The sequence below is a fragment of the Tsuneonella aeria genome, from assembly GCF_009827495.1.
Lineage (GTDB): Bacteria > Pseudomonadota > Alphaproteobacteria > Sphingomonadales > Sphingomonadaceae > Tsuneonella > Tsuneonella aeria.
Genome location: NZ_WTZA01000002.1, coordinates 247,021 through 259,093, shown reverse-complemented (window position 1 = coordinate 259,093; position 12,073 = coordinate 247,021). Strand labels below are relative to the sequence as shown.

Here is a 12,073-nt window from a genome sequence, read left to right as displayed (position 1 = left end):
AACCACCTGTCAGGAGGTTCAGGCAGCTTGCTCGGTCAGTTCGTTGCCAGCGTCCTCCGACCCAGCAGACGTTTCTTCGTCGCTAGCGGCTTCCTCCTTAAGAATGCCAAAGCGCATGACGGCCGGAAGCCAAGCCAATGCCTGCTCCTTGACGTCCTTCTCGCCGATGAACTCGCCCGAGAAGATGCGTTCGGCAGCCGAAGCAAGATCGGCCTTCTTGGAACCGGCATAGCGGCTGACAAGCTCGGGCCCGCCCACGGCATCGAAGGCTTCGAGGATGCGCGCTTTGGGCACGCGATCGAAGAAGTTCGCCGCCGTCGGCCTCCACCAATGCGCCATCTCGATCTCGAGCAAGGCGCCCAGCGCGTCGTGGAGCGGGAGTCCGCGCTCACCATCGGTATTGAGGCTGGCAATGAGCGTACGCGCGACCACGAAGCCGAGCCAGAGGCTCCGTGCTTCGTCGGGAAGTCCTCGGAACGCTACGAAGCGCTCAACTTCCGAGGCGCCGGCGCGCCAGCTTTCGTCGAGCGAACCAGTGAACTCTGCCAGCGCCGCACTCGCCGGAGCATCCTTGGCTTCAAATCCCGAGACCGGGCCGCTCGCCGCCGGCCCAGAGATCGTGAGCGCCTTTTTGGCGCGCCAGTCGTGACCATCGGCATCAGCCAGCGTGAAGATCATGACGTCGAGAGCCAGGCCGGGGTCGTTGGCAAGATGGACGGCAAGCACATCACGGCGCTGCATCGCAAGTTCGTCGAGCAGTCGCTGCGAATAAGTTGCAGGCTTGCTCGACGCATCACCGCCATCTTCGACGGGCTCGATGATGCCCTCGTCGGACTGTGCTACCTCACTTGCGGTGTAGTACTGCGGAACAAGGGTAGGCTCGCCACCGCGCGACAGGACCAGGAAGGCTCCCGCTTCTTCCTTCAGATCTTCGGCAAGCACCGGCGGGCGATCGTTGAGCGCTCGCATGGCCCGATCGATGCGGGCCAGTTGCTCCTCGGCTCTGGCGACCTCCTCCTCGCTGCTGTCCTCGTCCTCGAGGACTGCCGCTTCACGGTCGTAGTCTGCCTCGAGTATCGACAGCTCCTCGGCTTCCGCTTCATTCAGCGGGGCCGGCTCGGCGGAAAGGCGGCTGAGCCCCTCGATCAGTTCGTGGCAGACATAGGCCCCGAGTGTCGGACGGACCCACGCTAGGCCGAGTTCCCGCGCTTTGACGCTCGCTGCCTCCTCCATTTTCTTTTGAGCGAGACCCTCGAGCAGCGCGATATCGACCCAGCTCTCGCTGGCATCGTCGTCGAAAAGCTCGCGCTCGATCCGCCCGCCGGCTTGAAGATAGGCCTCGCGGCCAACCAGGATCGCGCGCGGGTCGCTGCCGCGCACGGTCGCGTCCAGCACCATTCGCCGGATCGTGTCGGGCGTGACCTGATACCAGGCGTCCTGCAGCTCGGCGAAGACATGAGCTTGCCGCTCGGTATCCGAGACCGCGCCATAGGCCTTGGCCATGTCGAGGGTGATCGCGCCTTCCACCAGCGCTTCGAAGACGCACGGCGCAAGCGAAGCGAGCCGCAGTCGGCCCTCGACGAAGCGGACGGTCAGGCCGAAGCGCCGGGCGACGTCCTCCGTGGTGGCGCCCGCTTCGATGATTGCGGCGAAGGCCTGCGCTTCGTCAGCGGGATTCATGGCCAGGCGCTGGAAGTTCTCGGCCAGGCTTGCTTCGCGCACTTCGCGTTCGTCGCCTTCGATGACGAGGCAGGTCACTTCGTGGGTTGTGGGAATTGCGGCGTCCTCGGCAAGCGAATGCAATGCGGCAAGCCGCCGGCCGCCGGCCTCGACTTCGAACTTGCCGCGCGTCGCCTTGCGCACGACCAGATTCTGGAGAAGGCCGCGAGCGGCGATATCGGCCTTGAGCTGGGCATCGGCGGTAGCATCGCTTACTTTCCGGACGTTGCGGGGGCTCGGGACGAGCTTCTTCAAGGGAATAGACTGGATCATCGATCGTCTCCTGATGGATTGAACGAACCGGTGCGGGTGCATCCCACAAGGTTCGCCAGCCCAAGGCACTCTCTTCTCTCTGCTGTGGGACGTACTGCCACTGATCAGGGAACAAGCGCTTCGAGAATGGCCGGCCCATTGGCCACAGGCACGAACAGGCGCGTCCGGTAGCGGATGATCTCGGAGAAGCAGCCCTTGGCCTTGTACCAGTCGAGCCGGTCGGGCGCGAAGCCAGTCAGCTCGATGCGCTGCTCGCCGCCGACGAGACTGCGCTTGACCGTCAGCGGATCATGGCTCTGCAAGGACTGTGCGGTGCCGCTCGAGAGGACGAGAGCGGCCAGTTCGCCGGGAGTAGGCAAGACCGGGTTGCCGAGGCCGAAGGTCTGCGACACCTTGGCGATATCCGCGGCCGCCACCTCGCGGCCGATGATGGAGGTTCCGTCGGCCGAGACGATACGGGTCACGCGCACGTGATCGTCGGGCAGGCGCTTCCAGACCGGGAGTAGCAGCCCGGTTGCAAGGTGCACGCGTTCGCGGACCGGCTCCTTGGCGGCTTCGATCTCTTCGGCGCGCCAGAGACGTTCGAACGAAGCCGAATCGATGGCCTCCCAGGCGCTTTCGGCGAGCGCCTCGCGGGTCCAGTTGTCGGATTTGAGCGGTCGCAGCAGACGCCGCCGCTCGATCACACTGCCGTCGTCGGCAATCAAACGGCGCGCGGGAACGCTGAGAGCCACCCGGCCCGAACGGGCGTTGTGGAGTGGTATGGCACCAGGCGAGTCAATGTCATGCAGCCGCGCGAGCCGCCCGAAGCGCAGTGGCCGCAAGTGCCGCTCGATCTCCAGCGAGAGGAGGCGGGTTTCGGCGCCGGTCAACGGGTCGGTCCGAAGGATCTGATCCGAGATAACTCGACAGCTGTCGACCTTGACCGTTTCGAGCCCGAGATCGAGTGTTCCCGCTTCTCGCGCAGCTTCGATGCGCGCTTCGATGAGGGCAAGGTACTCGTCAAAGATCGCATTCTGCATCCCGATCGGCAGCGCGAGCACGCGGTTGAGCCAGCGCTGGATCGAGGGCAGGTCGTCTGTAAGACCGCCCTCGGGACCTTCGAGCCGTAGGCCGGTCTGGCGCACGAAATGGGCGAAACTCGTCGCCTCGAGCTTGCCGTCGTATAGCAGGTGGAACCAGCGGGTCAGCGCGTCTCTGGCGTAATCGCTTTCCAGATTATCGGCCGGATCGAACAGGTTCTGTCCACCCGTTTGCCGCTGTCCGCGGGTGAGCGCGCCGAGGCTGTCGAGCCGCCGCGCGATCGTCGAGATGAACCTCCGCTCACCCTTCACATCGGTGGTCACGGGACGAAACAGCGGCGCCGAAGCCTGGTTGGTGCGGTTGGTCCGCCCCAGGCCCTGGATCGCATTGTCGGCGCGCCACCCCGGCTCAAGCAGGAAATGCACGCGCCGCTGCCGGTTCTGGCAATTGAGGTCGGCGTGATAGGACCGGCCCGTCCCGCCGGCGTCGGAAAAGACAAGGATGCGCTTGGCGCCATCCATGAAGGCCTGAGCCTCGGCAACATTGGCAGACCCGCCGCGGCGTTCGAGCCGCTGCTGTCCGTCCCGCCCCAGGACCAGCCGTCTCGTCCTGCCCGTAACTTCGGCGACGATGCTGGTTCCGAAGTGTTCGATGATCGCATCGAGCGCGGTTGCGATCGGCGGCAGGGCGCAGAGCTGTTCGATCAGCGCATCGCGCGCGGCGACGGCGCGTGGACACATGACCGGATTTCCATCGTCGTTGCTCATCGGTTCGGAGCGCAGATTGCCGTCTTCGTCGGTGAAGATCTGCATCAGGCGAGTGGGGAAGCTCTTTGCGAGATAGTCGATGACATACTCGCGCGGCGAGAGGTCGATATCGAGCGCTTCGCGTTCCTCGGGAGTGAGATCGGCCAAGCGGCGGTCGAGCATCGCCTCGGCGGTCGAGACCAGCTGCACGACGACCGAGTGGCCGGTCGCGAGCGACTCCTCCATCGCGGGGACCAGGCTCGGGAGTTTCATTGAGAGCAGGAGCTGCGCAAAGAACCGCTGCTTGGTGCCTTCGAAAATGGACAGCGCAGCAGCCTTAGCGTTGCGGTTGAGTGTGTCGCCGCTGTCCTCATCGACTATCCGCGTCGCCTGAAGCGCCTCGTCGAGATTGCGATGAATGATTGCCCAGGCTTCGGCATAAGCATCGTAGATGGCGATCTGCGCATCGGTCAGACGGTGCTCGAGGATTTCGTACTCGACTCCCGCGAATGACAAAGCGCGGGAAAGGTAGAGGCCCTGAGCCTTTAGATCCCTGGCGACGAGCTCCATCGCCGCGACACCGCCTGCCCGGATTTCGGTCGTGAACGCCTCATGTGTCGGGAAAGCGGTTTCGGCCCCCCACAAGCCGAGGCGGGTCGCATATCCGAGGTTGGAAATGTCCGAAGCGCCGGTAGCTGAGGCGTAGAGGATCCGGGCGCGAGGAAGCCGGTTCTGCAGTCTTAGTCCAGCCATGCCCTGTTCGGAGCCTTTCGAAGCGCCGCGCGCATTACGGCTGCCTACGGCGTTGGCCATCGCGTGGGCCTCATCGAACGCGATCACGCCGTTGAAATCATCGCCAGTCCAAGCGAGGATCTGGTCAAGCCGCGTATCGTCTGCGCGACCCGAGCGAAGCGTCGGATAGGTAATGAAGAGGATGCCCTGGGACCAACGAACCGGTACTCCCAGCTTCCACCCGGAGAGTGGCTGAATGTCGAGGCGCATGCCGCCGAGTGCTTCCCAGTCACGGCGGGCATCCTCGAGCAGCGCCTCATTCTTGGTAATCCAGATGTGTCGGCGTTCGCCGTCAAGCCAGCGATCCATGATCACCGACGCGATCTGCCGCCCCTTTCCCGCTCCGGTGCCGTCGCCGAGAAAAAAGCCCTGACGATAACGAGCTCCATCCTCGGCCTGCTCGAGCGTGGTTCCTTCCTGAGTGGCTCGGAAGCGCCCTGGCAGATCATGCGAAAACGCCTCGCAGGCATAGACGAGCGTTTCAAGTTGGGCTTCGGAAAGCAATTCGCGTGTTCGCCAGTCGGCGGGCATCTTTGGGCGCACTGTCGGTATCGGAGCCGCGACCGACCCCATCGCGATGGACTCCACGAGCGGCGTCGGATGGACCGGCGCGCCTTCGATCCGGATCCGGCTCGGGCGATAGGGAAGGTAGATCCCTGTCTGCTCCGGAACGGGCGCGGGCTCATCGAGGGTAACATAACCGAGCTCTTCGAACGGCTCGCCAGGTACGGGGCGAGTAGCAAACGGAGCCGCGGGCCGGGCCTTTGCTGGCTTTCTCAAAGTGCCGGTCGCGGGCCGCGCGGTCAGCACGGCAAGGTCCGGAGTATCGCGAGCGCGCGGCGGGAGTCGGCCGATCAGCGTTGCCAGTTCGGACAAATCGTCCGCTTCCGCAGTGACCACCGGTTTGTCGTCGATGGTCTTGTCGAACACCACCATCCGCACGGGAACGCCTGTGCCGTTCCTCCGGAACGCGCCGGCGATGCGCACATCGAGCCGCAGCCTGGCATCGCTCAACGAGCTGGCGAAGCGAGACGCATCGAAACCTTCCGGCATGATCGCGACGAGGCGAGCGGCGCTCTTCGAGAAACGGAACGCGCTGCGAAGGTGGCGCAACGCCGTTGCCGCACTGACCCCACGCTCGCGACTGCGCGCAAACGGCGGATTCATGAGGACTATGGTTGGCGGCCTGTGGGTCAGGAGATGATCGATGACCTCACCGTCGTGAGCGGTCACTGCTGCATCGGAAAACAGATGGGCAAGTGACTGTCGGCGAGCAGGATCGATCTCGTTGAGCGTGAGGTCGGAGCCTTGAACAGCCGGCCATAGGGCAAGCGCGCCATTACCTGCCGAAGGCTCGAGGGCCTGATCGGACGAGCGAAGCTGAGCCGCTCGCGCCATGAGCCAGGACAGCATGGGAGGGGTCGAGAACTGCTGCAGCTCGATCTGCGCCTCGCTACGCACATGGCGGGGGGGCAAGGCGGTTTCGAGCCATTCAAAGCGCGCGTCCGCTTCATGGATCGCGGTACCGAGCGTAATCCGGCCGTGAGACTTCAGCCACAGAAGCGCGCCGATCTCGATCGCATCGTTGTAGTCGTCGATGGACCAACCCGTCCCCCAGGTCTGGATCCCGGTCTCTTCGGCAAAGAGCGCAGAAATGGAGCTACGCGTAAGATGGCAGCCGTCGGCCAGACGAGAGGCTATCCGTTCGCCGATCGTCACCGCCAAGGGCTGGGCACGAGGTTCAGCATCGGGTTCTAAAAGTTCGAACTGAAGCATTGTTGGTCCTCCTGATGGAGGCATCGGGCACGAAGCCTTCTGCCGATCACGAGGCCAAAGCTTTCTCTTCTCTACGAAGCCCGCTTGCGGGCGAGCCAGTTCACCAGTTCGTCGTTCCAGTCGGTGTCGCGCCTTGAAGGACGCCGGACATGGATGGTCCGGCCTTCGAGCGCATGGCTCTGGAGCGCGCGTTCCACCGCCAATTGGCCGCCTGCATCGTAATCGACAAAGAGATGGAGCTCGGTGACGCTTTCTGGGATCGAGACGAGCGCAAAGCGCTCATTACCCAGCGTTGCCCAGCACGGGACGCCGGTGAGTGCGCGAGCTGAGAGCGCGCTTTCAACACCTTCGGCGATGCCCAGCACTCCATCGGTCGCAGGGAACAGTCGGACGGCGGCTGATCGGAGCGCACCGAGTGCACGCTTCGGGCCGTCGAATGCCGCGAGCCTGGGCGCCTCCGCATCGAGAAATGTTCGGTGAATAGCGATTGGCCCTTCGTCGAGGCTGACGGCTGCAATCATTGCTGGAATGAATTGCGCGCGGCCTTTGGGCCCTAGAGGCGTTCGGGAGTTGAAGCGCAGCGCGGGCGAGACAGCCGTGATACCCCGCGCTTCGAGATAAGCTTTGGCCGGGCTGTCGTTCAGGGGCGAGGCGCCATGCCATGTCCGGAGCGCACCCCGCGAGGGCAACCGCTCAACCGTCGATTCTCCGGCATTCGGCGGAAGGCCGCCGAACAGCTGCGCGGGCGAAAGCCCCTCCCTTCTGAAAGCGTCAATCACGCTCGCTTGGTCGCACCCGGCAAAGCAATGGAACAGGATAGCACGTCGGCCCAGCGTGACGCCGAGCGAGGGAGTGCGATCATCGTGAGCCGGGCACCGGGCCATGCCCTTGGAACCGGACCAGCGCCCGCCGCGGCTTTTGCAGAGCTGGCGAGCAGTTGCTTCGAGGGATTGTGTGTTCTGACCTTCACTTCGGACCTGCATCGGAAGACTCCGTATCGTCTGCTCGCGTCCCCAGCGCTGCCTCTCCTCTTTGCGGTGTTTAATCGCTTTCCTACAGGTTGATGTTCTTTTTATGTTCTCTTGTGATTCGGAGTAATCGAGGAGAACGCGAAATGGCAAGGCGGTTCATTGCAGGCTTGATCTGTGCAGCGAGCCTGACGGCTGCCGAAGGAGCAATCGCTCAGGAATTTCGAATTTTCGATCACGACTATGGAGCGTCGGTTGGGCCCAGTGCGGAAAGCTTGGGCAGCGAAAGCAGTCCGCGCTCGACGGAAAGTACACTTGCGTTTCGCGCAGTCGTTTCCGGCTATCGGGAAGCGATCTACCTGCCGCTCATCCGCGACGCCGAGTTAAGGTATCGGCTACCGCCGCGGCTTCTTCAGGCTCTGATCTGGGCGGAGTCCCGGTTCAACCCGCTTGCGGTCAGTCCCGCAGGGGCGGCAGGTCTGGCCCAACTGATGCCGGCCACCGCCCGCGAACTCGGCGTCGCAAACCGGCATGATCCGAGGGAGAATATCGAGGGTGGTGCGCGCTACCTCAGGCAGATGCTAGATCGGTTCGGATCGGTACATCTCGCCCTTGCCGCATACAACGCTGGACCCGGCGCCGTGAGGAAGGCAGGCGGGATTCCAAGGAATCGCGAGACGCCGGGTTATGTGCGCAACGTTCTCGGTCGTTGGATGGCATACACAAATTAATCGACATGAATCGCAAACGCATCACCGGACGCCTTGAACACACTCCCCGCGGATTCGCGGTCATTACCGATGCAGGTGAACGTTGGATCCTCGAAGATTGCGCACCCGATAGCGCTCTTGTGGGTAACGACATCATTGCCGAAGGCGTAGTTTCAGGACTCGATCGGCTGCGGGCCGCCTGGATCGGTTCTCCGGCCCATTGACCTTTGCTCCCTGCTTAAACAGAAATCCGCCCAATCCCGCATCAGGTTCTTGCGCTTCGCGAAGAAATCGGTTCGCCGATACGCGGCTTCAACCTTGTTCGAAATTGTGTGGGCGAGAGCCGCCTCTGCCACTTCTCCCTGATAATCAGTTTCCTCGGCGACCCAATCGCGAAACGAGGAGCGAAAGCCGTGGACGGTGCAATCGAGATCCATGTCACGCACGATCTTCAGCAATGTCATGTCGGACATCGGAAGCTTCGGTCGTTGCCCAGGGAAGACAAGGTCGCTCGCCTCACAGCGGAATACCTGGGCTCTTTCAAGGACATCCAGGGCTTGGGGCGTAAGTGGAACATGATGCTCGCGGTTAATTTTCATGCGCTCGGCAGGAATCGTCCAAACCGCTGCCTTGAGATCGATCTCCGACCAACATGCCCCCCGCACCTCGCCCGAGCGCGAAGCGTTGAGGATCAGGTACTCCAAGGCCAAGCGGCCGATTGAGGTGCGGCTACGCAACTTCGCGAGAAACGCAGGGACCTCTTCAAAAGGCATCGCCGCAAAATGGCCCGACTTCCTGGGCTGCCTTGGCAATCCCTTCGCGATTGAGCGCATTGGTGCTTCGGTAGTCCGATAACCCTTCGCATAGGACCAGTCGAGGATCGTGCCTATTCGCTGCCGAACCCGGCGGGCGGTTTCCGGCTTAGCGAGCCAGATTGGTGCTAGGGCATCACGAATTGCCGGGCCTTCGATCTCCGAGACGAGCCGCTCGCCAATGTGAGGAAATACATAGGTCTGCAACGTCGCCAACCATTGGGCCTGATGCTTGCCGTTCTTCCAACTGGCCTTGTGCTCTTCGTGGACTCTCACGGCGGCGCCGCGGAAGGTGGGAATGACGTTCTTTTCCTTCTTGCGCTCGGCGATCACGTCGATCCCGGCCTTGGCCTGTCGGCGCACATCCGCAGCGGTCTCGCGCGCCTCGCCCAATGAAATTTCAGGATAGGAGCCGATTCCTATATCCCTTCGGCGTCCGGCATTCTGCACACGCACGATCCAGCTAGCCTTGCCCGACTGGTTGAGGACAAGGATCAACCCGCTGCCGTCGGAATAGCGTCCGGCATCCTTGAGGTTTCTAACCTTGATTGCGGTTAGGCTTCCCATGCGTCCGCCACACTCCTTTCCCCACATTCTTCCCCACACCATGCGGGAGATGTCGTGAAACATATAGAGAACAACTGAGATGACAGCAAGCCAGAAAATGGCGGAAATCCGCCGCTTTTAGAGACAATCCGGGAAGTATAGGGAATTGGTAATTGGCGGAGAGGGTGGGATTCGAACCCACGGTACGGTTGCCCGCACACCGCATTTCGAGTGCGGCGCATTCGACCTCTCTGCCACCTCTCCGCGAGGTCATTCGTGCAGCCCGCGAACGGGCGGGGTCGAAAGAGGGCGCCGCCTAGCCGAGCGGGCGGCCATTGCCAAGTCCCCTTGAAGCGCGACGATGCGTGAGCCGGCGACAGCATGGGGGACTGTCGGCGTCGCTGCCTTGCCTCGCCTCGCGGCCAACCTATATTCGGCGGCACAATGCACCGTTCGCAGTTCTTTTCGCCCCAGGCCGGCCGCACGATCGAGGCGCCGCTTCACGCGTCGGCCCGCTTCGCCGTGGGCGAGGTGGTGCGGCACCGGCTGTTTGATTTTCGCGGCGTCGTGTTCGATATCGACCCGGTCTTCGCCAATAGCGAGGAATGGTACGAATCCATTCCGGCCGCGGTGCGTCCGTCGCGCGAGCAGCCGTTCTATCACCTGCTGGCCGAGAATTCCGAATCGTCCTACGTCGCCTATGTCAGCCAGCAGAACCTGATGTCCGACGCTGAAAACGGCCCGGTGGAACACCCGCAAGTGGGCGAACTGTTCGATGATTTCTCCGAGGGCCGCTACCGCCTCCGGCGCGGTCTTTCGCACTGAGTTTGCGTCTTAGCTCTTCAGCTTCCAGCCTGACCGCAGCAGCAAGTAAGCGCCAACCAGCAAGGCCAGGTTGAACAGTCCGAGCCCCAGAGCGCTGTGGACGACCGCCATGTTGGTATCGCCGATGTCGCTCCGCCCCAGGAAGCCGAAGCGGAAGCCGCTGATCACATAGAAGAACGGATTTGCGCGGCTTATCGCCTGGAAAGCAGGCGCAAGGTTGTCGATCACGTAGAACGTGCCCGACAGCAGGCTCAGCGGCGCCACGACGAAGTTGGTCACGGCCGCTGCGTGGTCGAACTTCTCCGCCCAGATCGAAGTGACGAGGCCGAGCACGGCGAGCATCACCGCGCCCATCAGGCCGAACCAGACAACCGCCCACGGGTGCGCCATCGACAGGCTGACTCCGGGAAAGAGCATCATGGCAGCGCCGACCACGAGACCCACGGCCACCGCGCGGGTGACGGCGGCGCCGACGATGCCGGCCATCAGTTCGCCAGTCGAAAGGGGTGGCATCAGGAGATCGATGATCGTTCCCTGAATCTTGCCCGACAGGAAGCTGAAGCTGGAGTTGGCGAACGCGTTCTGCATCATCCCCATCACGATCAGCCCGGGCGCCACGAACGTGGCGAAGGGCACGCCTAGGATCAGCCGATCCCCTCGCCCCATCGCCACTGAAAAGATCACGAGAAACAGCAGCGTGGTGACCGCCGGGGCCCAGATCGTCTGGGTCTGCACCTTGAGAAACCGGCGGACCTCCTTAATATAGAGGCTCCACACGCCGATCCGGTTTATCCCCTGGATCACTGGCTCCCCGCGCGGGCGGAAGGTCGGTGTTGTCCCCGTCTGCTGGCCGGCGGGCCGCGGGCCGACCTGGTCCGCGGGACGGTGGGACTGGACTTGATTGGCCATGGCGCCGCGACTAGTGCCAAGCACTGCCCGGCGCAAGCGAAGCGAAGGCGGCGGCACCTCCCGAATGCCGCATTACAGGAACGAACCGACCCGATGAGCTGGACCGACGAACGTATCGCCACCCTGACGAAGATGTGGGAAGGCGGATCGACCGCCAGCCAGATCGCCGACGAGCTTGGCGGGGTCAGCCGCAATGCGGTGATCGGCAAGGCACACCGCCTGGGGCTGAGGGCACGCCCATCGCCCGTGAAGCCAAACGATGACAAGCCCGAGGCAAAGGACGCGCCCGCCGCGGCGGCCCCGGCGAAGCCCGCCGCGCGCAAGCCCGCCCCGGTTGCGACGCCGGCGCCACCCCCGGCGCCTGCCGCCCGGCCCGATCCGGCTGCCGAAGCCGATCGGCCTGCAGGGCGCAGCGACACGCCCAGCCAACCGATGCCCAACCCGGTCAGCCACCAGCGCATCGTGTCGGTCGGTCCCGGCGGCTTCCTGCGCCAGGGTCCAGGCGACCAGCAGGCCCCGATCCCGCCAGCGCCGCCGCGCCGACTGGTGCCGGCCAAGCCGAGTCCGGAGATTGCCGGCAAGACCAGCCTGCTCGACCTCAGCGACAAGCTATGCCGGTGGCCGATGGGCCACCCGGGCGAGGCGGATTTCCACTTCTGCGGCGAGGCGGTGAATCCGGGCTTTCCCTATTGCGTAGAACATTGTGGCAGGGCCTACCAAGCGCAGTTGCCGCGCGGCCAGCGCCGCCCCCCTCCGCCCCTTCCCTTCGGCGGTCCCCGGGTTCGCTGACCTTTAGCGACGCACGCGCGGTTGATCGTCCGCGCACCTTGATAGCGTGGTAACGAGCGGCCCCCCGCCCAAGACGGATGGGGCTGCTCTGCGAAATCGACCGAGCCACCAGAGCATCTGCCGGCCCTGCGTGCGCGCTTGACGTCACGCGTCCCATGGCACCTGCTCCCCGGATGCTCGGCGCA

9 protein-coding genes and 1 tRNA gene are annotated in these 12,073 nt (G+C 63.6%); 4 read left to right on the top strand and 6 right to left on the bottom strand.

The features are described from left to right. Nucleotides 1–18: 18 nt before the first annotated feature. The 3 genes from GRI40_RS11775 to GRI40_RS11765 form a co-directional block, all read right to left on the bottom strand. Nucleotides 19–1,992: a ParB/RepB/Spo0J family partition protein gene (locus GRI40_RS11775; protein WP_160611765.1), complete on the bottom strand. Its 1,974-nt coding sequence runs from the start codon at nt 1,990–1,992 to the stop codon at nt 19–21. Nucleotides 1,993–2,096: 104 nt separating this feature from the next. Next, nucleotides 2,097–6,329 (bottom strand): strawberry notch family protein, encoded by a 4,233-nt coding sequence (locus GRI40_RS11770; protein ID WP_160611764.1) that lies wholly within the window; start codon nt 6,327–6,329, stop codon nt 2,097–2,099. 71 nt (nt 6,330–6,400) lie between these two features. Beyond that, nucleotides 6,401–7,312: a DUF7146 domain-containing protein gene (locus GRI40_RS11765; protein ID WP_237489165.1), complete on the bottom strand. Its 912-nt coding sequence runs from the start codon at nt 7,310–7,312 to the stop codon at nt 6,401–6,403. 131 nt (nt 7,313–7,443) lie between these two features. Here GRI40_RS11765 and GRI40_RS11760 point away from each other — a divergent pair, with 131 nt between their 5' ends. Together GRI40_RS11760 and GRI40_RS13925 are read left to right on the top strand one after the other, a co-directional pair. After that, a complete protein-coding gene (locus tag GRI40_RS11760) occupies nt 7,444–8,028 on the top strand; it encodes a lytic transglycosylase domain-containing protein (protein WP_237489164.1) in 585 nt (194 codons plus the stop codon). A gap of 5 nt (nt 8,029–8,033) precedes the next feature. After that, nucleotides 8,034–8,231, top strand: a complete 198-nt coding sequence (locus GRI40_RS13925; RefSeq protein ID WP_235510491.1) for a DUF5818 domain-containing protein — start codon at nt 8,034–8,036, stop codon at nt 8,229–8,231. On the opposite strand, the gene GRI40_RS11755 is transcribed toward GRI40_RS13925, so the two are convergent. Both GRI40_RS11755 and GRI40_RS11750 read right to left on the bottom strand, forming a co-directional pair. Next, nucleotides 8,181–9,386: a tyrosine-type recombinase/integrase gene (locus GRI40_RS11755; RefSeq protein ID WP_057883713.1), complete on the bottom strand. Its 1,206-nt coding sequence runs from the start codon at nt 9,384–9,386 to the stop codon at nt 8,181–8,183. The two genes, GRI40_RS13925 and GRI40_RS11755, sit on opposite strands and share 51 nt — an antisense overlap. A gap of 153 nt (nt 9,387–9,539) precedes the next feature. Beyond that, a tRNA-Ser gene (locus GRI40_RS11750) sits at nt 9,540–9,629 on the bottom strand. Nucleotides 9,630–9,809: 180 nt separating this feature from the next. Here GRI40_RS11750 and hspQ point away from each other — a divergent pair. Further along, nucleotides 9,810–10,190: a heat shock protein HspQ gene (gene hspQ / locus GRI40_RS11745; RefSeq protein ID WP_160611763.1), complete on the top strand. Its 381-nt coding sequence runs from the start codon at nt 9,810–9,812 to the stop codon at nt 10,188–10,190. A gap of 9 nt (nt 10,191–10,199) precedes the next feature. On the opposite strand, the gene GRI40_RS11740 is transcribed toward hspQ, so the two are convergent. Next, on the bottom strand, nt 10,200–11,099 hold the full coding sequence (locus tag GRI40_RS11740) for an ABC transporter permease (RefSeq protein WP_160611762.1): 900 nt from the start codon (nt 11,097–11,099) through the stop codon (nt 10,200–10,202). A 93-nt stretch (nt 11,100–11,192) separates the two neighbouring features. Here GRI40_RS11740 and GRI40_RS11735 point away from each other — a divergent pair, with 93 nt between their 5' ends. Beyond that, nucleotides 11,193–11,888, top strand: a complete 696-nt coding sequence (locus tag GRI40_RS11735; protein WP_160611761.1) for a GcrA family cell cycle regulator — start codon at nt 11,193–11,195, stop codon at nt 11,886–11,888. Nucleotides 11,889–12,073 lie beyond the last annotated feature (185 nt).